17 protein-coding genes are annotated in these 21826 nt (G+C 64.7%); 6 read left to right on the forward strand and 11 right to left on the reverse strand.

Annotation, left to right across the window (positions count from 1 at the left end; translation table 11 throughout):
* Positions 1–26: 26 nt before the first annotated feature.
* The 3 genes from LFT47_RS09680 to LFT47_RS09690 are packed head-to-tail and all read right to left on the reverse strand — an operon-like array spanning position 27 to position 3683.
* A complete protein-coding gene (locus tag LFT47_RS09680; protein ID WP_236817700.1) occupies positions 27–1034 on the reverse strand; it encodes an ABC transporter permease in 1008 nt (335 codons plus the stop codon).
* Complete coding sequence (locus LFT47_RS09685) at positions 1031–2584, reverse strand: sugar ABC transporter ATP-binding protein (protein ID WP_236817702.1); 1554 nt, start codon at positions 2582–2584, stop codon at positions 1031–1033. The genes LFT47_RS09680 and LFT47_RS09685 overlap by 4 nt, the downstream gene beginning before the upstream one ends.
* A 1-nt stretch (position 2585) precedes the next feature.
* On the reverse strand, positions 2586–3683 hold the full coding sequence (locus tag LFT47_RS09690; protein ID WP_236817704.1) for a sugar ABC transporter substrate-binding protein: 1098 nt from the start codon (positions 3681–3683) through the stop codon (positions 2586–2588).
* Between the two features lie 157 nt (positions 3684–3840).
* Here LFT47_RS09690 and LFT47_RS09695 point away from each other — a divergent pair, with 157 nt between their 5' ends.
* Positions 3841–4626, forward strand: a complete 786-nt coding sequence (locus LFT47_RS09695) for a FadR/GntR family transcriptional regulator (RefSeq protein ID WP_236817706.1) — start codon at positions 3841–3843, stop codon at positions 4624–4626.
* Positions 4627–5009: 383 nt separating this feature from the next.
* Here LFT47_RS09695 and LFT47_RS09700 read toward each other — a convergent pair whose 3' ends face one another.
* The 4 genes from LFT47_RS09700 to LFT47_RS09715 are packed head-to-tail and all read right to left on the reverse strand — an operon-like array spanning position 5010 to position 10304.
* A complete protein-coding gene (locus LFT47_RS09700; protein ID WP_442863450.1) occupies positions 5010–6716 on the reverse strand; it encodes a flavin monoamine oxidase family protein in 1707 nt (568 codons plus the stop codon).
* Positions 6717–6724: 8 nt separating this feature from the next.
* Positions 6725–7546 carry a nitrilase-related carbon-nitrogen hydrolase gene (locus LFT47_RS09705; protein ID WP_236817708.1) on the reverse strand — a complete coding sequence of 274 codons (822 nt, stop codon included), beginning with the start codon at positions 7544–7546 and terminating at the stop codon, positions 6725–6727.
* Complete coding sequence (locus LFT47_RS09710; RefSeq protein ID WP_236817714.1) at positions 7543–8811, reverse strand: M20 family metallo-hydrolase; 1269 nt, start codon at positions 8809–8811, stop codon at positions 7543–7545. The genes LFT47_RS09705 and LFT47_RS09710 overlap by 4 nt, the downstream gene beginning before the upstream one ends.
* A 5-nt stretch (positions 8812–8816) precedes the next feature.
* The gene (locus LFT47_RS09715; RefSeq protein WP_236817716.1) at positions 8817–10304 is read right to left on the reverse strand and encodes an amino acid permease; all 1488 of its coding nucleotides are present in this window, start codon (positions 10302–10304) and stop codon (positions 8817–8819) included.
* Between the two features lie 178 nt (positions 10305–10482).
* On the opposite strand from LFT47_RS09715, the gene LFT47_RS09720 reads away from it, so the two are divergent.
* Entirely contained in the window at positions 10483–11661 is a 1179-nt protein-coding gene (locus LFT47_RS09720) for a helix-turn-helix domain-containing protein (protein ID WP_236817718.1), read from the forward strand.
* Positions 11662–11676: 15 nt separating this feature from the next.
* Here the strand turns inward: LFT47_RS09720 and LFT47_RS09725 are convergent, their stop codons facing one another.
* From LFT47_RS09725 to LFT47_RS09740, 4 genes are all read right to left on the reverse strand, one after another.
* A complete protein-coding gene (locus LFT47_RS09725; protein WP_236817720.1) occupies positions 11677–12411 on the reverse strand; it encodes an RraA family protein in 735 nt (244 codons plus the stop codon).
* Positions 12408–12833 carry a RidA family protein gene (locus tag LFT47_RS09730; protein WP_236817722.1) on the reverse strand — a complete coding sequence of 142 codons (426 nt, stop codon included), beginning with the start codon at positions 12831–12833 and terminating at the stop codon, positions 12408–12410. Before LFT47_RS09730 ends, LFT47_RS09725 begins: the two co-directional genes overlap by 4 nt.
* Positions 12830–14188, reverse strand: coding sequence for an MFS transporter (locus LFT47_RS09735; RefSeq protein WP_236817724.1), 1359 nt, complete (start codon positions 14186–14188; stop codon positions 12830–12832). The genes LFT47_RS09730 and LFT47_RS09735 overlap by 4 nt, the downstream gene beginning before the upstream one ends.
* A 175-nt stretch (positions 14189–14363) precedes the next feature.
* Positions 14364–15566, reverse strand: coding sequence for a PucR family transcriptional regulator (locus tag LFT47_RS09740; protein WP_236817726.1), 1203 nt, complete (start codon positions 15564–15566; stop codon positions 14364–14366).
* A gap of 152 nt (positions 15567–15718) precedes the next feature.
* Here LFT47_RS09740 and LFT47_RS09745 point away from each other — a divergent pair, with 152 nt between their 5' ends.
* Genes LFT47_RS09745 through LFT47_RS09760 form a run of 4 tightly spaced genes read left to right on the forward strand, consistent with a single transcriptional unit; the run spans position 15719 to position 21807 of the window.
* On the forward strand, positions 15719–17056 hold the full coding sequence (locus tag LFT47_RS09745) for an MFS transporter (RefSeq protein WP_236817728.1): 1338 nt from the start codon (positions 15719–15721) through the stop codon (positions 17054–17056).
* Positions 17053–18684 carry a thiamine pyrophosphate-dependent enzyme gene (locus LFT47_RS09750; protein ID WP_236817730.1) on the forward strand — a complete coding sequence of 544 codons (1632 nt, stop codon included), beginning with the start codon at positions 17053–17055 and terminating at the stop codon, positions 18682–18684. Before LFT47_RS09745 ends, LFT47_RS09750 begins: the two co-directional genes overlap by 4 nt.
* A 12-nt stretch (positions 18685–18696) precedes the next feature.
* Positions 18697–20103 carry a gamma-aminobutyraldehyde dehydrogenase gene (locus tag LFT47_RS09755; RefSeq protein WP_236817732.1) on the forward strand — a complete coding sequence of 469 codons (1407 nt, stop codon included), beginning with the start codon at positions 18697–18699 and terminating at the stop codon, positions 20101–20103.
* Positions 20104–20112: 9 nt separating this feature from the next.
* Positions 20113–21807 carry an amidohydrolase gene (locus LFT47_RS09760; protein ID WP_236817734.1) on the forward strand — a complete coding sequence of 565 codons (1695 nt, stop codon included), beginning with the start codon at positions 20113–20115 and terminating at the stop codon, positions 21805–21807.
* Positions 21808–21826 lie beyond the last annotated feature (19 nt).

Here is a 21826-nt window from a genome sequence, read left to right on the forward strand (position 1 = left end):
GTGAGTCCTTGGGTGGGTTCTGGTTCTTATTTGGAGGAGTTGGGGCGGCGCAGTCTGCGCGCGGGCCGCATTCCGGAGAGCCGGGTCAGGGCGGCGATGATGATGATGCCCTTGATGATGTTCTGGTAGTACGAATCGATGTCCAGGAGGTTGAAGCCGTTCTGGAGGGTGGCCAGGATTGCCACGCCGACGGCGGTCCGCCAGATGGCGCCTTTTCCTCCAGTCAACGACGTGCCGCCGACGATGACAACGGTCAGGACATCGAAGACCAGGTTCGGGTTGAGGTTGGGCTGTGCCGATCCCAGTTGCGAGGCCGTGACGACCCCGGCGATGCTGGCACACAGCCCTGAGAGCGTGTAGGTGCTGGCCACGACGCCGCGGGTTCGGATACCCGCGAGTCGGCTGGCTTCCTGGTTCCCTCCGACCGCGTAGACGGATTGCCCGTAGGGCGTGAATGCCAGGATGCAGCCGGCCATCAGAAGCAGCGCGACCAGGAGCATTCCCGAATACGGGATGCCGGCGAGCCGCCCGCTGCCGAGTTCCTGGAACGGGGCGAAGCTGACGACGACGGCCCGGTTTCCCGTGATGACCAGCGTGGTGCCTGAGATGATCAGGGAACTGCCGAGGGTGGCGATGAACGGGTTGACCTTCAGCCCGGTGACGATCCACCCGTTGACGAGCCCGGCTACGATACCGGCTCCGGCCGCTGCGGCGAACGCGACGATCGGGGCCTCTGTCCGGCCGACGGTTGCCGCGATGACGGCGGTAAGGGAATAGATGGCCCCGACCGAGAGGTCAAAACCGCTCGTGATGACCACGTACGTCATGCCGATTCCCATGATGGCCACAGGGGCCCATTGGCTGACGATGTTCATCAGGTTCCCGCCGGCGAGGAAGCCGGGCTGAGCGATACTGATGAGGGCGACCAGAACCAGCAAGGCTGCCAGGACGCCGAAACGGCGCAGGGTTGGACCTATCCGTGGCGTCCGCGCGGGCACGGACATCCGGGTGTTCTGAAGGGTTGTCGTGCTCATGACGTTGCCATATCTGTTGTTGTGGGCCCGATGCTTCCGGGCGCCGGTGCGGTGTAGGTGTGGGTGAGGATGTCCTGGACGGTGGACCGTGCCGGTAGTTCGGCCACCGCCCGGCCGGAGGCCAGGACGATGGTTCTGTCGCTGTACCGGGTGACCTCGTCCAGATCACTGCTGCACCAGATGACGCAGAGCCCCTCGTCGGCGAGCTGGCGGACCGTGGCAAAGATCTGGGCTTTGGCGCCGATGTCAATGCCCCGTGTTGGTTCATCCAGGAGCAGGCAACCGAGTCCGCGGTCCAGCCATCGGGCCAGCACGAGTTTCTGTTGGTTTCCGCCCGACAGGGTCCCTGCGGGCCCGTTCAGCCGGCTCGGGTCGAACCCCATCCGTCCAGCGCCGGGACTTGCCCATCCGGCCAGCGCGCCGTTCCGGAAGGGACGGCGGCCCGATGCCTTGGCGAATTGGCCCAGGGCCACGTTCCAGGCCGCGCTCCGGTCCAGAACCAGGGCCTGGTCTTTCCGGTCCTCCGGGGCCAGCGCGATCCCGCGTCGGATGGCGTCCCGGGGGGAACGAGGCCATGGAACCTGCTTTCCATCGAGTGTGAGGGTTCCGGTTGTTTGGCGGTTCGCGCCGGCCAGGGTCCGCAGCAGCCTGGTGCGTCCCGAACCGACGAGTCCGGCCAGGCCGATGATCTCGCCTTCGCGGATGTCCAGCGTCGGAAGATCGACACCTGGGGCCGTCAGCCCGCGGACGCTCAGGGCGATCCGGCCCTTGGTGTGCGCCGGGGCGGTGGGCTGGACCTCGGCCGGGTTGCCGCCGAGCATCGCGACGATCAGGGAGGGTTTATCCCAGTCGACTGTTGCTCTGCTGTCGATCACGGCGCCTTCGCGCAGCACGGTGATGCTGTCGGCGATGTCCAGGACGTCGTCGAGATTGTGGGAAATGTAGACAATCGAGCATCCGGCGGAGGTGAGTTCCCTAATGGCTTTGTGGAGCGAACGGCTGTCTTCCGGGCCGAGCGAGGCCGTGGGCTCATCCATGACGATCAGGCGGCGGTGACTGGCCAAGGCCCGCATGATTTCTAGCATCTGCTGGTTGGCCGTGGACAGGTCCCCGGCCCGGGTGCCTGCGGGTATGGAGGTGCCGGCTGCTGCAGCAGCCTCCCGGTACCGAGCCAAGGCCGCCGGGCGGTCGATGAAACCAAACCTCCGCGGTGACCTGCCGAGCAACACGTTGGCCAGAGCTGTCATTTCCGGGACGATGGTCAGCTCCTGGTAGATCACCGCAAGCCCCGCGGCGGCAGCCTTGCCGGGCTGCCCTCCGTCGAGCTCCTGGCCCCAGATGCTGACCGTTCCGCTGTCCTGCCCGACGGCGCCGGCCACGGTTTTGATCAGCGTTGACTTTCCAGCCCCGTTTTCCCCGACGAGAGCATGTACTTCACCTGCCCTGACTGTGAGGGAAACGTTCCTCAGGACCGGGATGTCCCCGTACTGCTTGTTCATGCCACGGACGACGAGTGCGTCGGCAGCGGGGGATGGATCGTGGGTGCGCATGTCAGTACTCCGGGTGGAATTTGCTTGCATTGGCTGCTGTGATGAAGATCGAGCCGGGGCCCAGGGTGACGGCGGGTGCCTGGGCCAAGTACGCGAAGCCGGGCGTGTTTTCACCGCTGGAAAGTGCACGGACCAGTTGGGCAACACCGTAGGAGGATTCCTCGTACGGAAGCAGGACCGATGTTGAGGTCCACGCCCCGCCGGTTACCTTGGCCACGCCTGCATTGGTGCCTCCCACGCTGTAGATGCGGACGTCCTTCCCCGGGGTCTTCCCGGCATCGCGAACCGCCTGCTCCACACCGCGGGTCATGTCGTCCCAAGAGGAAAGCACGACGTCGATCTTGCTGTTCGCGCTGATCGCGTCCTGGACCACCGAGAGGGCTTTGGCGGGGTCGAAGTTTCCTGGCTGGTCGGAGACAACTTTGACGTTGGGGTATTTCGCGGCCGCTGTCTTGACGGCGGTCTCCCAGCGGGTGAACAAGTCGGATCCGACGAAGCCTCCGACGGCGACCGCATTGCAGGAAGCCGTGCAGGACTTGAAGGCGTTTTCGACGTGCTCGGTGAAGAACTGGGTGGTCTGCATGCCGACGAATCCGGCAGTCTCCGGGGTGTAGTCGGGGTTGCCGCACATGGGGCTGTTGATGGTGGTGACGGGCTTGCCGCTGGCCTGCAGCAGGTGGAAGTCCGAGCATCCAGGGGCGTCGGCCACGGGCGAGAAGATGTATCCGTCGAACCCTCGCTGCACGGCGTCCTGGACTTGCTGCAACTGGGCGGCCGTGTCGAAGTTCGCGTCAAAAACGGTCACCTCGACACCCATTTTGGCTGCCGTCTCCTGAGCGCCCTTCAGCCGGGTCTGGCAGTAGGCATTGGCGGCTGCGCATTCTGCCAGATAGGCCACCTTCTTGCCCGCGGGCGCCTTGGTCCCGGCATCGACAAACTTCAGGGTATTGCCCATGGCTTCGGTGCTGGCCGCGGCCGTGGATGTCGTGGCGGTGGCCGGGGAATCGCTTGCAGCTTTGGGAGGTGCGGTGCAGGCGCTGAGGGCGATTGCGGACACGAGTGCAGCGATCCCCAACGCTGTGCTGATCTTCAGAGTCATCGGTTTCTCCAAGTGTTGGATGGGGTGGCTCCCGCAACGAATGTTGAGGGAAAAGTGAATGTCTAACTTTGGACATTATGCAAGGAGTATCCTTTACTTGTAAAGGGGTTTCCACCGATGTGAAGGCAGGGTGCGTTTAGCGATGCCAGAAGAGTTCGTGCCTGTTCAGCTGGGCCGCAAGGACGCGTCCGGGCAGATTGCCCGCCAACTGCGGAGGGCGATCAGCATCGGCCAATGGCTGCCGGGCGAACGGCTGCCCTCCGAGGTTGAGCTGGCGGAATCGTTCGATGTGGCACGCGCAACCGCCCGGGAAGCCCTGAAGATCCTGGCCGCAACCGGACTCGTGGTCTCGTCCCGCGGCAGCAGGGGAGGGACTTATGTCGCCGTGCCCGATGCTGAGACCGTCGCCGAACAGCTCAGCGACGCCATCCGATTGTGGTACCGGGCAGGCAACGTCTCCCTGCATGACGTCGACGAGGCGCGCTGGGTGCTGGAAATGCAATGCGTCGATCTGGCCGCAAGGCGGCGCACGGAGGAAGACCTTGAGGCGATCTACCAGCCGATACAGCTCGCGTCGAACCCCGACCTCGACCTCGCGGAATGGCTTCAGCTCGACATCGAGTTCCATACTGCGATCACCAGGGCCGCAAAGAACCAGATTCTCGAACTCGCGATGATGTCCGTGCATCTCATGCGGCCGGCCACCAACACCGTCTTCGTGGATCTGCTGGACCGCGAAGCCGTCTGGGCGCAACACGCGGTCATCTACCAGGCCATTGCGGACCAAGACCCGGGAGCCGCCCGGGCGGCATTCCAAAGCCACGTCGGATACCTCGACGACACCCGGCGCAAGGCACTGGCGGACATCAGCGCGACGGACATTTTCGTGGCAACACTGCCCGACTCGAGCCGACTCGCGGCCTCGAGACCCCGCACCGAATAACTGCATGCACTGGCCCGCGACGGGAGCTGTGGGTCTTTGACGCGCCGCTCCCTCAAGGCAGTCGGCCTAGCATCTCGCGCCACTTCTCCCGACCCAGAAAAGGGCGCTTCCTATCCAAGACCGCGTCGCCCTTTTGGCGCGGGGTGCCGACTGAATGATGATCTCGGTTTGGCTTTTGCGGTCCGCGACCGGGACGGCGACGCATTCTGCCCGGCTAGAGTCGATGAGGCTTCGTTCACGAACCGTCAGGGCCGACTGCCCTTTGGGCGATTAGCGCTGGAGCCCGCCCCTGGTGGCGCGCGCCAAGGTCGGACGAGACGTCCCGCACCGCAGTCGCCGACGCTGAACCATGAACAAACGCCTCGGCCCATCCGGATGGAGCCTCAGGGGAGGCGGATGGGCTTGAGTTCTTCGAAGCGGTCGCCGGGGCCGGGGTTCTCCGCCGGGGATGAGCCGCCCAGCTGGTTCATGACGCCCCACACCGCGTTCAGGCCTGTGGTGACGGCTCCGTCGGCCCAGCCTCCGGTCCAGGAAACGTCATCGCCTGCGAGGAAGATGCCGCGGTGTTCCGGCGGGTGGCCTTCCTGCATGAAGTGGGTGTAGAGCCGTTCCTGGTAGCGGTAGTGGCCGGGGAGGTTGTCGCTGAAGGCGCCCATGAAGTTGGGGTCGTCCTCCCAGGAGACAGTGATGGGGTCGCCGATGATGTGCGAGGCGATGTCCACCGTGGGGTAGATCTGCTTGAGGGAGTGCAGCATGAGCCGCACCCGCTCGTCGGCATCCAAGGGGAGCCACTTGAGGGCGTCGTCGTTCCAGGTGTAGGACAGGCAGATCAGCGCGGGCTGGTCCGGGCCGTTGTCCAGGAGGTAGGTTCCGCGGGTGAGCCTGTCTGTAAGGGTGGTGCTCATGACCTGCCGTCCTGTTTCGGGGTCGATGTCCTTCCAGAAGGGCCGGTCCACCACCACGAAGGTCTTGGACGACTGCATGTAGTGGCTGCGTTCGATCGCCGTCCAGAGTTTGTGGCTGAAGAGTGATTCGTCGACGTCGATGCGCGCCGAGAGTAGCCAGCTCTGGCACGTGGCGATGACTGCCGGGTATTCGGCAGTTCGTCCCCAGCGGTCCGTGACGGCGATGTCGCCGGGGGCGCCGCCGTCGTTCTTCACGCGCGCGACGGCGGCAACGGCGCCGCGGGGGTGGCCGCCATGTAGCGACGCCAGGCTAGTGCCGGTGGGCCAGTGCGTAAGGTTTTCCGGTGCGTGCTGCCACAGGCATTCGGGGACTAGTTGCGCTCCTCCGATGATCCGATGCTGGTCTGCGTCTGCGTCGACGTAAACCACCCTGAGGATTTCCAGGAATGAGTCGGGGAAGTTGGTGTCCCAGCCGCCGGTGCCGAAGCCGACCTGGCCGAAGGCTTCGCGGTATTCGAAAGGCAGAGCGGAGAAGGCTTTGGAAGTGGCGAGGTAGCCGGAGAAGGAAACATCGTCGAACTTCGGGACCAGTTCGTTCCAGAGTCTCTTGATGGTGGCCAGGTCGCGGTTGCGGATGGCTTCCTGCATGGCGGCGAAGTGGGCGTGTTCTTCGAGGCAGTCGTCCCATGCGTTGGAGACTTCGGTGAAGAACTGGGGGAGGTCCGCCGTGGTTTCGGCGTAGTGGGCCTTGCCGCCGAGTTCGATCACGGTGCTGCCCGCCGCCTGCGTCAGCGGGTTGGGGAACGGCTGGGTTTCGATCCCGAGCTTATCGGCATAGTGGAAGAACGACCTGCCCGAGCGGGGGAAGCGCATGCCGCCCAGGTCCGCCACAGGTCCGGCCTGACCTTCAGGACGGCCGGCACGGAGGCGGCCGCCGATCCTTGACGATTCGTAGATGACCGGTTTGAGGCCCATCTTCATGAGCTCGTACGCTGCCACCAGCCCGGACAATCCGGCCCCGATGACGGCGATCTCAGTGCCGTGCATATGTTCCGGCACCGCCCCGAGGCCGGCCGGGTGCGTGAGGTAGTCGTCGTAGGGGAACGGGAAGTCCGGGTTGAGCATGGTGATGGGGGCCGCCGCCGGGACGGACCCTGCTGCGGGGGTTGTTGCTGCGATGGTCACTGCTGTCCTTACAGGTGTGAAGAGGGGATGGATTGCGTGAAGCGGGCCAGGTAGTCGGTATCCCTTCGGGCCTCAACCAGGGTCTGCAGGTCGATGTCGGCGACGATGAGTTCGCCGTCATCGGCTGCTTCCGAGAGCTGCCGGCCGTAAGGGTCGGCGATGGTGCTAAGGCCTGCGAAGTTTGGTCCTGCGTGGTTGGCGTAGGCGATGAAGAGCTGGCTTTCGAGGGCGCGGGTTGGGACCACCATGGCGGGGATCAGCCGCGTGTCAAAGGGCTGACCGCCGGCGTCGTCCGCGGCACGCAGCGGAACCGCCGTCGGCACGCACAACAGCTCGGCGCCCGCCAGTGCGGTGGAGCGCACGAACTCGGGGAACTCGACGTCGAAACAGATCCCCAAAGCGATCTTGAAGCCGCTGAATTCGACGACGGCGGGCGGCTCGGTTCCGGGCGTGAACACCGATTTCTCGTCGGCGCCAAACAGGTTCTGCTTGCGGTAGCGGGTCAGTTCCGCGCCGTCGGGGCCGAACAGGGAGGCGCTGATGTAGTGCCTGCCAGCCTCGTGTTCGACCGTGGAGGCCACCAGCGCGATGCCGTGGCCCGCGGCGACAGCCGCGAGGTGCTGCCGGTGCGTGGTGCCGTCCGTGCCGTGGACCAGGGTCGGGGCGTAGCCGCTGGCGAACAGCTCGGGAGTGACGAGCAGGTTTGCGCCGCGTTGCCGGGCTTCCTGCGCCCGGGCGGCGATGCGCCGTATGTTCTCCGCTGCCGAGTTGACCAGGCCGGTGGCCTGCAGGACCGCTACACGCAAGCCAGGCTGGCGCGCTGCTGTCATTTCGCCCCGTCGAGTTCGCCGCGGCAGAGGCGGGCGACGACTTCGGTGAGCATGTCCACCCCGGCGCAGGCGTCGTCGTCGTGCGTGAACTCGCGCTCGTTGTGGGAGATGCCGTCCACGCTGGGGACGAAGAGCATCACGGTGGGGACGATGTCTTTCATGTTGATCGAGTCATGGCCGGCGAGGGTGAAGACGGGTGCGTGGCTGAGCTCGAGTTTGTCGGCGCATTCGCGGGCGAGGTCGACGCCGGCGGGCTGGTACGGGTTGAGGCCCCAGGCATGTGATTGTTGGACGTCGATGGTGACGTTGGCGTCGGACTCGATCCGCGTGATGCCCTCGTGGAGCAGCTTCTGGGCGGCGGCGAGGACTTCCTCGTCGGCGCTGCGCAGGTCCATCACCAGGTCCACCCTGGAGGGAACCACCACGGGTGAGTTGGGGTAGACATCGAGTTGGCCGACGGAGGTGTGCAACACGGCGCCGGGGAAGGCATGGGTGGTTTCCCGCAGCAGCACCACCAGCATCGAAGCGCCGAGCAGGGCGTCCTTGCGGTCGGCGATGACCGCCGAACCGGTGTGGGCCTGCTCGCCGTGGACGGTGACGCTGTATTTGGCCGCAGCCCAGCAGGAGTGGACCAGGCCGATGGTGGTTCCGGTGTCTTCCAGGGACCGGCCTTGTTCGATGTGGATCTCGGCGTACGCTGCCGCGGTGGGGCCTGTGCCCGCGCCCAGGTGGCCGATGGCTTCCAGTGCCTGGGCCACAGTGGTGCCTTGTTTGTCCTGGACGGCGAGGGCCTCCTCGACCGGGAGTTTGCCGGTGTACACGGAGCTGCCCATCATGGACGGGGCGAAGCGGCAACCTTCCTCGTTGAACCAGTCCACCACCGCCAGATTGTATTTTGGCTCCTCGCCCGGAACGGTGGATTCCGCAAGGCGCCGTCCGGCATGCAGAGCGGCCGCGACCCCGTAGGCGCCGTCATACTTGCCGGCGGTCGGCTGGCTGTCCAGGTGGGAACCGACCAGCACAGAGGGCGCACCGGGCGTCCACTCGAGGAGGGCGAAGACATTGCCGGTCCGGTCGACTTCGGTCCTGAACCCGTACTGGGCGGCCAGGGAGGTGAACCAGGCTCGGGCCTGCGCGTCGGCCGCGGTGGCTGCCTGGCGGTCCACGCCGTGCCCGGGGGTTTCTCCGATGACGGACAAGCTCCGGAAATCGCGCAGGAACGCCTGCGCGTCGGCTGTCGTGGTGGTGCTTTCAACGGTACTCATGGTGATCAGCTTTCCTTCGGGTCGTTCTTAACAGGACTGGAGAGGAGAGGAAGCACATGGCTTCCCGGGTTGACGAGAGCAAGTTCGTTGACGCGTTTCCTGACGGCGAACCAGCCGATCACCAGTGCAGGGATGAAGATGACAAGAGCTGCCACCGTGTAGGTGCCCACCGGGAAGTCGAACAGCATGAGGACCAAGACTCCGCCCAGGAAGGACAGCGTCAAGTAGGACGTCCAAGGAGCACCCAGCATCCGGAACGACGGGCGCTGGATGAGTCCTTTCTTGGACAGCTTGTAGAGCTTGAGCTGGCAGAGGACGATGGTTCCCCAGGTGCACAGGATGGCAAGGGCCGTTGCATTCAGGGCGATTTCGAAGGCCATGGCAGGGACCACTGCGTTCAGTCCGACCCCGAGCAGGGTGATGGCGGCGGTGAAGAGGATTCCGCCGTAGGGGACGCCGCCGCGGCTCATGCGCTCCATGAATTTGGGGGCTGCGCCGGTTTGTGCCATCGAGCGGTAGATGCGGCCCGTTGAGTAGAGACCGGCGTTGAGGCTGGAGAGGGCGGCAGTGAGGACCACGAAGTTCATCACGTCGCCCGCGCCGGGAACCCCAATGGCCGCAAAGAATGTGACAAACGGTGATTCGCCGGCTTTGTAGGCGCTGAATGGCAGCAGCATCCCCAGCAGGGCCGAGGATCCTACATAGAAGATGGCGATACGGAAGATGACGGCGTTGACGGCTTTGGGCATGACCTTGTGTGGGTTTTTCGCCTCGCCGGCGGCGACGCCAATGAGGTCGATACCGGCGTAGGCGAAGACGATGCCCTGGACGATCACGATGGCGGGGAGCAGGCCGTTCGGCAGTAGTCCGCCGTTGTTTGCGATCAGGGAGAGACCGGGGCTGTGTCCCGCTACCGGGAAGTTCCCGGCGAAGAAGATGCCACCGACGAGGAGGAAGGTGACCAGGGCGCCGACTTTGATGACTGAGAACCAGAATTCGAGTTCGCCGAACAGCTTCACTGAGATGAGGTTTACCGCGGTGACGACACCCAATGCGGCCAACGCCAGGACCCACTGGGGGAAGCTGCTGAATGCGGTCCAATAATGGAAGTACACGGCTATGGCTGTGATGTCCACGATGGCCGTGAGAGCCCAGGAAATGGCGTACACCCAGCCGGAAACATAGGCAGCCTTCTCCCCGTAAAATTCCCGCGCATAGGAAACGAAAGAACCGGACGAGGGCCGGTGCAGCACCAGCTCGCCAAGAGCCCGCAGGACAAAGAAAGCGAAGACGCCACAAATGGCGTAGATGATGGGGAGGACCGGGCCCGCGGAAGCCAAGCGGCCGCCGGCACCGAGGAACAAACCTGTTCCGATGGCACCGCCGATGCCTATCATCTGGATCTGCCTGTTGGAAAGGCCCTTCTTATAGCCTGCTTGTTCGTCCACGCGGACCGCCGTTGGCCGCTCCTGGACTGGATCTGCTGTGCTCATGGAAACTCCTGGATGTGATTGCCGCCACTGGGCGACAGGAATCGATCATTCCAGCGGATTCGACTCCCGCCAATGACAGGGAGCAGGAGAATGGGGAGCAAAAATTGGATGAAAGTACAGTGCTTTTTGCGCGAGCCAGAGCCATGCTATTTGTACGTCACACGTGGAGGGGAAGAACTTGATCGAAGACGCACAGTGGCAGCAGATCATCGAACGTTTGGCCGGTCAGGTGCCTGAACTTGCGGAGAATTTCCTGGGCCGGATTCTCCTGGATCCGGCCTACTCGGAATCCGGGCTCACTTTGGAAGACTTGAGGAGCAGCAGCGAAAAGTGCTTCAACGCAATGCTTGAGTCCTTGGCCAAGGGCGGCACGGACATGACTTCATTGGAGTCGCTGGCTGCTGAGCTGGGCGCCAAGCGCGCACAGCAGGGGATCCCCTTGGAGAGTCTGGTGCGGGCTATCCGGACTGACTTCTCGGTGCTCTGGGAGGCGCTCTCGGCACCGTCCCTTGGCGTCAATCCGGGGCTGCTGGTCCGCAAGACAGAACTGGTCTGGCAAGTAGTGGACACCTTTGCGGTCCGCGTCAAGGAAAGCTATGTCGCAGAGACGGAGGATCTTGAGACAGCGACCGCGGATTTGCAGCATCAGTACCTTACGAAGCTCCTGGCAGCTGCCGAACCGTCGCCGTCGGACATGCTGCGCATAGCGGGTGCCCTCAAGATAGACCCTGGCGCCGAATTCCTGGTGGCCGCCATCAGCAGGGACGACAGCCTCATGTTACGCCGGCGGCTGGGCAGTTTGTCTGCACCGCGGGCCGCCGCGAGGTTCGCCTTCGACCAAGGGCACCACACGATCGTGATTCTGCAGCGAAAGCAAGGCCTGCGTCTCGACCTGGCGTTTGACGAGCGCGCTCTCTTCGAAGGACTCGCCGCCGGCGTCGCCCCCATTGCCCAGGGCATCGCTGGCGTCCGCATGGCGGTCCTTGCCGCACGGGAAATCATGGCCGACCTTGCCGTGGGTGAAACCGGTGTTTTTCGGCTCGAGGATCGTTGGGAGTCGGTGACGCGTTATCGTCTGGCGCAAGTAGGGTGTGATCCGGCCTTTCTTGTGGACCCGTATCTTCGCCGCTGCTCACCGGGGGAGCGGGGTCGATTGTTGGAAACGGTCACGGTCTTCCTGGACTCCGGTAGCCTCTTGGAGACATCCGCGATCCTCGGATGTCATCGGAATACGATCGTGAATCGCTTGGCGTCCTTCGAAAAGTACACCGGGCTTGACCTTCAGAAGCCCCGCGGGGCGGCTACTGCGTTTCTGGCGCTGTCCAAGCTGCGGAGTCCTGATTCAGGCCGGCAATGAGATGGCGCCATCACGTCACAAAGGGCCGGGTAGGGCCAACGGCTCAGGAGCAGGACCGGGTTTAGGGCCTTCCGGGACCGTATCCTCCAGGGCGAGGATCGTATCGAGTAACTCGCCGGCGGAGATGCGCGCCAGGATTGCCGGTTCGGCCGCATCCGAGGCTGCGGCCAGGTCCACGACGGCGCTGGCGGCTTCCCCGCTCAGCACCAGAACGCCGTTGCTGTCCGCGAGCACGAAGTCACCGGGATTGACTGTGACGCCGCCGCACTGGACCGGTACGTTCACGGCCGAACCAGTGCCGTAGACACGCTTCGTGGTAAGGGACGAGGTACCGCGGGCAAAGACGGGGAGCGCCGTCTGCCGCAGTTCCAGCAGATCGGTCGCCACACCATCCACGACGACGCCGGCGGCGCCTTGCGCTTTCGCCGCGGCGGCCGTGACGGCCCCCACCGGTGCATGGCGGTGGTCGCCGGACATGTCCACCACCAGCACGCTGCCCGGAGTCAGGGCGAGCAGCGCGCGGTTCATGGCGATGGCGTCGTTGTCGACGATCCGGACGGTGACGGCGGTGCCGGCGATCTTGACGGCGTCAAACCCGTCCTCCGTCAGCGACGAGTCCAGTAGCGATTGGATGGCTGGATCGACAAATCCGTCCTCCAGGAAGTGACCGATCGTGGGGTAGCTGACCTCGGCAAGCCGGGCCAACAGGCCTGCCGAGGACAGAAGCTCCGCCGTGGAAGCCTGGCTCATGCGAGCACCGCCACGCATTCAATCTCAAGGGAGACTCCCCAGAGGCTCACGCACACCGAAGTGCGCGCGGGCTTCGCCGGGCCGAAGTACTCCGTGTAGACGCGGTTGTACTCCTCGAGTTGGTCCTGGCTGGTCAAGTAGGTGTTGACCTTGACCACGTGCGCCAGGCTGGAACCGGCTGCTTCAAGGACCGCACGCAGGTTTTCGATGGTCTGCCGGACTTGCCCTTCGAAGGTCTTCGGTTGATCGTCCAGGCCCGTGATGGCCGGGATTTGTCCGGAGGTGAACACGAAACCGTTGGCGATCACCACGGGGGAGAACGGTCCGACGGCGGCCGCCTGGCCGGGGATCTCGGCGAGCCGCGTGATGGTGGCCGGGTTGGTGGTGATCCCGGCCGCGTTAGTCGCCAGGGAATCGCTCATTTGGCGGCCGCTTCCACGGCATCCACGGGGGCCTCGTCGACGGCGTCGATGTTGCCGTGACGGGTTTCCGTCAGGACCAACAGCGCCGCCAGGGAGATCAGGGCAGCGGCCGTGATGTACCAGGCAATGGAGGAGCTCTGGTGCGTCAGGCCCAGGAGCCAGGTGGTGATGAACGGGGTGGCGGCGCTGCCGAGGAGACCGGAGAGCATGTAGGCCACTGACAGTCCCGAGTAGCGGACCTTGGAACCGAAGAGTTCGGCCAGGAACGTGGCGATGGGACCGTAGTTGGCTGCGAAGGCCGTCATCATTCCGAGGTAGGCGACGAACAGCAGGGGTACGGACTTGGTGTCCATGAGCCAGAACATCGGGAAGGCGAAGAGAGCCTCCGCCGCGACGCCGGCGTAGATGATCGGCTTGCGGCCGTACTTGTCCGAGAGCTTGCCGAAGAAGGGGATGAGCACAAAGCACAGTGCGCAGGAAGCCAGGACAACCCAGAGCATGAGGCTCTCCGAGTGGCCGAGGTCCTTCTTGCCGTAGGAAACACCGGAAGCAACCAACAGGGTAAAGGTGCTGCCGGTAGACAGGGTGGCGATGCCGCCGAGGACAACTTGCTTCCAGTACTTGGCCATAAGGGCGGCAAAGGGCATTTTCGCCTTGGCGCCGGCGGTCTTGACGGCCTGGAACGACGGGGTTTCCTCGATGTGGAGACGGATGTAGATGCCGACAGCCACCAGCAGGCAGGAGGCCAGGAACGGGATGCGCCAACCCCAGCTGAGCAGCGCGTCCGAGCTGACGGTGGAAGCGACGATCAGGAACGCGACGTTGGCGATCAAGGTGCCGGCAGGAACGCCTACCTGGACCAGGGAGCCGTAGAAGCCACGGCGGGCGGAGGGAGCATGCTCAACGGTCATGAGTACCGCGCCGCCCCATTCGCCGCCCAAAGCCAGGCCTTGGATGACGCGTAGCAAGAGCAGCAACAGTGGCGCCATGATGCCGATGCTGTTGTAGTCAGGCAGCAAGCCGATGGCGAAGGTTGCCGCTCCCATGGTGAGCAGGGAGATCAGGAGCATGGACTTGCGGCCGAGCCGGTCACCGAAGTGGCCGAAGATGATGGCGCCCACCATGCGCGCAATGTAGGCGGAGGCGAAGGTGCCGAAGGCCAGCATGGTGCCGACGATCGGGTCGAAGCTGGGGAAGAAGATCTTGTTGAAGACCAAGGCGGACGCTGTTCCGAACACGAACAGGTCGTACCACTCGACAGTGGTGCCGATGACGCTGGCGAGGGCAATTTTGCGCATCTTGGCCAGGTCAAGCCTGGCTGCGGACGCGGAGGCGGCATTTACCGTTTGGGCCATGAGAAGCTCCAGATGAGTGTGGGGGCGAGTGCCCGGGTGAGGATGCAGATAACTATCCTGTGTTGCGTAACACACTTCAATGGCTGAATTTCCAGCAAAAAAAGGCAGAAAATGTGTGTTCACACAATGGCTGCTTTCCTGTGTTGCAGTCCTCAGCCTGAAGCCCGGCCCAGCATCAGGCCCAGGCCACCACCAGCCGGGCCGCTTGCGCCGGCACGGCCAGATCGATGCCCGTGAGCTCCTGGAAACGGTTCAGCCGGTTGAGGATGGTGTTCCGGTGGCAAAACAATTCCTGCGCCGTGGTGGTGATGTTGCCCGTGTGGAGGAAATTGCGCACCGTCTCGGTCAGCCGCTCGCGCTCGCCGTCGCGGCACTCCGAGAGGGCGGACTCAAGATCGGCCCAAAGATCCAGGCCCGCGTCCTGGAGTTGCTGCTTGGCGAGCCGGGCCCACGCTGCTGCGGCGGTCAACGGACCTCGGTCCGCCGGGTGGAGCAGCAAAGCGAGGCGCTCTGCCGTCCGGGCTGCGGACGGGAGGGAGCGCAGGCCCGAAAATCCTTCGACATAACCGCAAGGTATTCCGGTGATGGCAGCTGGAATGTAGGCAGGTCCTGCCCCGCCAGAACCTGCGCCTTGGGCCCGGGGCAATGCCCAGAACACGTAGGTGCTGCCGCCGAATTCGTGGACGTAGAGCCGTTGGGACGGTTGGAGCCAGCCCCCTTGGGTGGCGATCGTCCGCAGTTTCGAAGCTGCGTCCCCACTCGCTGCCACGATGGAGAACCTTGCTTCCGGGTCCGTGACGAGGGCCGCCGCGGCCTGGCTGATGGTGTCTGCCGATAGCTCGGACTTGCTGAACAGCCGGGCGATGAACTCCCGGCGGATGTTTGATTCCTCCTGGGCCATGCGGACCCGCTCGCTCGAATAGCTGGAATGGGTTTGGGTGGCAAACTCATCCACCACGCGCCACACCTGGTCCACATGGGACGTCAGGAGCACTGCGTCCTCCGCATCGGCGATTTGCAGGAGATCTGCCCAGAGAATGCTGAAATCCAGGCGTACAGCTGAAATCAGGGCCTCTGGCGAAATGCCGGCACGCGCCCGTTTGGCACCCAGTTCCGAGGCGAAGCGCGCCAGCGAATCCTGGCTGCCGTGGGAGTTCGAATGGCGGAACTTCTCGTCCCGCAGTCCGTCGATGAGGCGCCGGAAAGTTTCACGTGCCGTGTTCCGCAACTCCGGCAAGCTCACCCTGTTGTCGGCATATTCGGGGATCTCCTGGACGCGCGTCACGAAGAGCTCGACAAGTTCCTCCAGCCGCCCGTGCAGCCCTTCCACGAGCTCTCCCCAGCGTGAGGCGTCACCAGCCCTCTCTGTATTGTGCATTCACACATTCTAAGGGCAATATTCCGTGGCGCGGAGCTAGTTTTTTTGGGCGGATCTACTGGCACTATGGGAGTAGTCACTGCCGAGTGAGGCCAATCACAACCGGCGGTTCCCCAGTTTTCACGGTATCGTTCGAATCTTTTGGAGTAATCATGGCCAGCAGAGCAGGCAGCGCCCCCACGCATCTGACTCCCGGGACGCCCCGCACAGTCGACGAGAGGGTCACCAGGAAGGTCGCCCTCGCCGCCCTCGTAGGCACAGCGCTGGAGTGGTACGACTTCTTCCTCTTCACCACCGCAGCGGCCTTGGTGTTCAACGCCCAATTCTTTGTCTCGCAGGATCCATTCGTGGCGGCGATGGGCTCTTTCGCCACCCTCGCCGTCGGGTTCGTCGCCCGTCCCATCGGTGGATTCATCTTCGGCGCCCTCGGCGACAAAGTAGGCCGGAAGAAGATCCTGATGGTCACCATCGTCGGAATCGGCGTCGTCACCGGCCTGATCGGCTTGCTGCCGAACTACATGACGATTGGCCTGGCCGCCCCCATCCTCCTGGTGGCCCTGCGGATCGTCCAAGGGCTCGCCGTCGGTGGCGAATGGAGTGGCGCGGTGATCATCGCCGTCGAAAACGCGCCAGTTGCCAAGCGGGCCCGTTACGCGGCGCTGCCGCAGATCGGCTCTCCGATCGGGACCATCCTGTCCTCGGGAGGCTTCTTCGGCATGCTCTTCCTGGTGGGCCAGAATAGCTTCGATGCGTGGGGCTGGCGCATCCCGTTCATTGCAGCCATCCCGCTCCTGGCCATCTCCATGTGGATCCGCAGCAGGCTCAGCGAGTCGCCCGAATTCGAAGCACTCATGGAATCCGGCGAGACCGAGCATGCCCCTATTCGCGGCGTGCTGAGGAACAGCTGGCGCCAAATCCTGGTGGGCATGTGTTCGGCACTGCTCGGCATCGGCGGCTTTTACCTCATCACCAGCTTCGTGGTCTTCTACGGCACCAAGGTCCTGAAACTCCCGTCCGAGCTGCTTCTCCTGGGCACCCTCCTCGCGGCCGCGCTCGAAATCGGGGCCCTGGTCTGGGCCGGCAGAATGGGCGAAAAGTTCGGTGCCAGCAAAGTCATCTTGTGGGGTGGCGTGGCCTCGGCCATCATTGCGGTCCCTGTCTTCCTTGCCATTGACAGCCGCAACCCCGTCCTGGTGGTCGTCGGCATGATGATCGGCGTCGCCGTCCTCTCCATCCCGTATGCCGTCTCGGGCACGGCGTTGACGGCACTGTTCGCCACCAGGGTCCGCTACACCGGCGTCGCCATCACTTCCAATACCGCAGGCGTCATCTCCGGTTTTGTGCCGCTGATCGCCACGGCGCTGGTGGCCGCCAATGGCAACTCGTATTGGCCGGGCGCCATCATTCTCCTGGTTGTTTCCGTACTGACCGCACTGTCCGGCATCTTCCTGCCCGGACTGAGCATCAAAGAAGAAGGAATGAAGCATTGAGCACCATTACAGCAGGCCACCTCATCGTCGAGCAGCTTGAACGCGCAGACATCAAACGGGTCTACGGCGTCCCCGGCGAGAGCTATCTGGACGTCCTGGACGGACTCCACGACTCGTCGATCGAGACCATCGTGACCCGCCACGAAGGCGGAGCAGGTTTCATGGCGCTGGCCGAGGGCCGCCTCACCGAACTCCCCGGCGTCGCCATGGTGACGCGCGGCCCCGGCGCCGCCAACGCGTTCATCGCCATCCATACGGCGCACCAGGACGCGACACCCATGATCCTGTTCGTGGGCCTCATCCCCGTGGCGGACCGCGGCCGGGAATCCTTCCAGGAATTCGACATCAACGCCTGGTTCGGCAGCACCGCCAAGAAAGTCGTGACTCTCGACGACGCCGCGTCCGCCGCACGCGTAGTGGATGATGCCATCTTCACCGCCTTGAGCGGACGCCCGGGCCCTGTAGTCATCGGGCTGCCGGAGGACGTCTTGGTTCACGCGATCAACGAAGACACAGTGGAGCCGCGTCGCGTCTCGCGTTCCGGTCCCTCAGTGGCGGCCTTGGCCGAACTGGAAACGCGTCTCGCCGGAGCCGCCAAGCCGCTCATCGTGGTGGGTGGCGAAGGTTGGACCCAGGAATCCGGGGCCGCGCTGGCCGCCTGGGCGGCACGCCACAGCGTCCCGGTCGTGGCGGATTTCCGCGCCTACGACGCCGTCCCGCACAGCAGCGAGTCTTACGCCGGCTTCCTGGGATACGGCCGCAGCGACGCCACCGCGGCACTTCTGGACGACGCGGATCTCCTCATTTTCCTCGGTTGTGTCCGCGGCGACGTCCTCTCCGATGGCTACACCCGCGGCCTCAAGGCCACCACGGTGGTGATCAACCCGGACCCAGATCTCCTCGGCCACTTCGGCCAAGTTGATCAGCACATGACCGCCGACGTCTCGGCCTTCTCGCTTGCCATCGCGGACACGGACTCGGCCGTGCGGCCCGTCGCAGGCTGGTTCCAGGATGCCCGGGCAAATTACCTCAAGTTCTCCTCGGCCCAAGCTGACGGGGTCCTCGGAGTGGACACAAACACAGTGGATCTCGGCGTCGTGATGGAGATCCTCAAACAAGAGATGGACGACGACGCCGTCCTCACCTTCGGCGCGGGCAACCACGCCCTGTGGCCGGCCCGCTACCTGAAGCACAACAGCGCCAACTCCCTGGCCGCTCCCCGCAACGGAGCCATGGGCATGGGAATCCCGGCCGCCGTTGCTGCGTCCCTGGCCTACCCTGGCCGACAGGTCATCTCGGTGGCCGGCGACGGCTGCTTCATGATGAACGGTCAGGAAATCGCCACGGCCATGGGCCACGGCGCGCAGTTCGTCGTACTGGTGGTGGACAACGGCATCTTCGCCACCATCCGCGAGCACCAGGAAGCCCACTACCCGGGCCGCCCGTCCGGCACGCACATGACCAACCCGGACTTCGCGGCCCTGGCCCGCTCATACGGCGGCTACGGCGAGCGCGTGGACAGGGCGGAGGACTTCGCTGCAGCGTTCCGCCGCGCGGTCGACTCCGGCCTCCCGGCCGTATTGCACCTCCCGCAGGACCCGACCACCCGTTCCCCCAAGAGCAACTGACTGGAGCCCCACGTGATCACGCTCAAGAACATCATCAATGGCCAAGCGGTGGACGCCCCGGCGAGCCTGCCCTTCTTCGATCCCAGGACAGGTAACCAGATCGGCACGGCCCCGGATAGTGACGCAGCCGCCGTCGACCTCGCCTTCCAATCCGCAGCCGCAGCTTTCAAGAGTTACAAGCGCACGACGCCGGGCGAGCGCCAGGGCCTTGTGTTGCAGCTCGCGGACCTCATTGAAGCCAACGTGGACCGGCTCCTGGACGCCGAAGTGGCGTGCACGGGAAAGCCGCGTGCCGTGACCCGCGAACTGGAGATCCTGCGCGGCGCCGACCAATTGCGCTTCTTCGCCGGAGCTTGCCGCGTGGTGTCCGGTACCGCGTCCACAGAGTACGTGCAGGGCTTCACGTCCACAGTCCGACGCGAACCGCTGGGGGTGGTCGCGCAGATTACTCCGTGGAACTACCCGTTCATGATGGCCATCTGGAAGATCGGGCCGGCGTTGGCGGCGGGAAACACGCTGGTTTTGAAGCCAGCGGACACCACCCCTTGGTCCACCGTGATCCTGGGCGAGTTGGCCCAGCAAGTGTACCCGGCCGGCGTCGTGAACATCGTCTGCGGAGGCCGTGAAGCCGGTGCCGCGATGGTGGACCACGAGATCCCCGAGATGGTGTCGATCACTGGTTCCACCCGGGCGGGCGCCCAGGTCATGTCCGCTGCGTCCAAGACGCTGAAGGATGTCCACTTGGAGCTGGGCGGAAAGGCGCCGGCGATCGTTTTCGCCGACGTCGATATCGCCCGCACTGCGCAGGAAATTGCCCTGAGCGCATTCTTCAACGCAGGCCAGGACTGCACCGCCGTGACCAGGGTGCTCGTTCACGCGGACATTCACGCCGAGTTCGCCAAGGCCCTCGGCGCTGCGGCCGCCGCGCTGGCCCTCGGGGATGACGCCTCGGACCTCGGGCCGCTGAACAGTGCCGCGCAGCTTGAGCGCGTGGAAGGCTTCATGACCCGGCTTCCGGCCAACGCCACCGTCCTGTCGGGCGGCAAGCGCACCGGCGCGGGGTACTACTTCGAACCGACAGTGATCGACGGCGTCTTCCAGACTGATGAGGTGGTGTGCGACGAGATCTTCGGCCCCGTGCTCACAGTCCAGCCTTTCACCACCGAGGAAGAAGCGCTTGAGTTGGCGAACGGAACCAAGTACGCGCTGGCTTCCAGCGTTTGGTCCGAAAACCACGGAGTGGTCACCCGCGTGTCCAATGAGCTCGACTTCGGCGCGGTGTGGATCAATTGCCATCAAGTCATTCCGGCCGAGGCGCCGCATGGTGGTTTCAAGCACTCCGGCACGGGCAAGGACCTCTCCGTCTTCGGGCTGGAGGACTACACCCGGATCAAGTCCGTCACCACCTCGCACCGCTAGGCCATTGGTATGAAACTCGATCTGCTCCTGCGCAATGCGGACATCATCACCATGGACCCGGACCGTCCCAGCGCCCGCACGCTGGGAGTCTGGCGGGGCCTCGTGGTGGGACTCGATGAAGACGTGGATGACCTCGCAGCCGCAGAGATCCTCGACCTCGGCGGCGCCACCGTCACGCCCGGCTTCATCGACGCCCACTGCCACACCACGTGGTTCGGGCTGGGACTGGCCGAGCTGGATGTGTCGAAGGCGCGGGGGCTGGAGGAGTTGTACGCGCTGCTGGAGGGTGCCGGCCCGGCTTCCGGCGCCGACGCCGGGGCTGGCGTCGAGGCGGAGTCGTGGCTCATGGCCACGGGCTTCAGCCAGCAGCGGCACGGCGGCGAGTTCCCGGACATCCGGGAACTTGACCGCATCACGGGCGACCGGCCGCTTTTCATGCGGCACAACTCCGGGCACATGGCCGTCGTCAACACAGCCGCACTGCGGCTGGCAGGTGCTGAATCGCCGTCGTACGCAGATCCTGACGGCGGCGTGATCGTCCGCGACGCGGCGGGACGTCCCACGGGACTCGTGCAGGAAACGGCACAGGCACTGATCCAGCAGTTGATCCTGCCGTATTCGGTCAGCGAGATCGAGGCGGCGCTGGAGCGTGCCACGCGCCACTACGCCTCCGAAGGCATCACGAGCTTCACCGAGGCGGGCGTGGGCGGCGGCTGGATCGGGCACAGCCCGGTGGAGCTAGCCGCCTACCAACGGGCCGCGGCAAACGGTAAGCTCCATGCGCGCGCCCAGGTGATGCCCGTGCTGGACGTTTTTCACCGGCTAGACGGCCATGGCGACGACGGTTCCGGTCCCGGTGCCATTGGCCTGGATTTGGGCATGACCAGCGGATTCGGCGACGAATACCTCTCCCTGGGCCCAGCCAAGGTCTTCCTGGACGGCTCGCTCCTCGGCGAAACCGCCGCGGTCAGCCATGAATTCTGCAGCCACGGGCAGAAGGACAACAGCGGCAACAGGGGCTACTTCCAAGCCGAACCCGCGCTCCTGCGGGAACGGATCGAGGCTGCCTACGCTGCCGGATGGTCGATTGCGGCGCATGCCATCGGAGACCGGGCTGTTGATCTCGCGATCGACATTCTTGCGGATTGCGACGCCACGTACGGCCCGCGCACCATGCCGAACCGGATCGAGCACGCCTCCATGACCAGGCCGGAACAGCTCGGGCGGCTCGCCGCTGCGGGGATCGCAGTGACTCCTCAGTCCAGCTTCTTCCACGACGGCGGCGACGGCATGGCCGCGTCGCTCGGTCCGGAGCGACTGCCCTGGGCCTACCGCGCGTCGTCGTTCCTGTCCGCAGGCGTGACGCTGGCCGGAAGCTCCGACCGCCCCGTCGCGGACGGAAACGTTCTGCGCGGCATGCAAGCCTTCGTGGACCGGAAAACCTCCTCCGGCGCGGTGTTCGGCAACCCGTCAGAACGGCTCACTCCCTCCGAGGCACTAGCCGCCTACACTACGGGAGCGGCCGCCGCCACGGGAACGTCGGCCGTGAAGGGCTCCCTGGCTCCGGGCAAACTTGCCGACTTCACCGTCCTGTCAGGCTCGCCGCTTCGTGCCGACAGAATCGCGGAGCTGGACGTCCTGGCCACCGTCGTCGGCGGACGCTTCACCCACAACACTTTGACCGCACTTCAACACAGTTCATAGATTCAGCACATTTCTTGGA

Origin of the sequence: Arthrobacter sp. FW306-2-2C-D06B (assembly GCF_021789175.1) — a bacterium.
In the GTDB taxonomy this organism is placed as follows: domain Bacteria; phylum Actinomycetota; class Actinomycetes; order Actinomycetales; family Micrococcaceae; genus Arthrobacter.

Coding starts and splice junctions, on each gene's coding strand:
- LFT47_RS09680 (WP_236817700.1), bottom strand. CDS start 1,034: ATGAGCACGACAACCCTTCAGAACACCCGGATGTCCGTGCCCGCGCGG.
- LFT47_RS09685 (WP_236817702.1), bottom strand. CDS start 2,584: ATGCGCACCCACGATCCATCCCCCGCTGCCGACGCACTCGTCGTCCGT.
- LFT47_RS09690 (WP_236817704.1), bottom strand. CDS start 3,683: ATGACTCTGAAGATCAGCACAGCGTTGGGGATCGCTGCACTCGTGTCC.
- LFT47_RS09705 (WP_236817708.1), bottom strand. CDS start 7,546: ATGACAGCAGCGCGCCAGCCTGGCTTGCGTGTAGCGGTCCTGCAGGCC.
- LFT47_RS09710 (WP_236817714.1), bottom strand. CDS start 8,811: ATGAGTACCGTTGAAAGCACCACCACGACAGCCGACGCGCAGGCGTTC.
- LFT47_RS09715 (WP_236817716.1), bottom strand. CDS start 10,304: ATGAGCACAGCAGATCCAGTCCAGGAGCGGCCAACGGCGGTCCGCGTG.
- LFT47_RS09725 (WP_236817720.1), bottom strand. CDS start 12,411: ATGAGCCAGGCTTCCACGGCGGAGCTTCTGTCCTCGGCAGGCCTGTTG.
- LFT47_RS09730 (WP_236817722.1), bottom strand. CDS start 12,833: ATGAGCGATTCCCTGGCGACTAACGCGGCCGGGATCACCACCAACCCG.
- LFT47_RS09735 (WP_236817724.1), bottom strand. CDS start 14,188: ATGGCCCAAACGGTAAATGCCGCCTCCGCGTCCGCAGCCAGGCTTGAC.
- LFT47_RS09740 (WP_236817726.1), bottom strand. CDS start 15,566: ATGCACAATACAGAGAGGGCTGGTGACGCCTCACGCTGGGGAGAGCTC.
- LFT47_RS09745 (WP_236817728.1), top strand. CDS start 15,719: ATGGCCAGCAGAGCAGGCAGCGCCCCCACGCATCTGACTCCCGGGACG.
- LFT47_RS09760 (WP_236817734.1), top strand. CDS start 20,113: ATGAAACTCGATCTGCTCCTGCGCAATGCGGACATCATCACCATGGAC.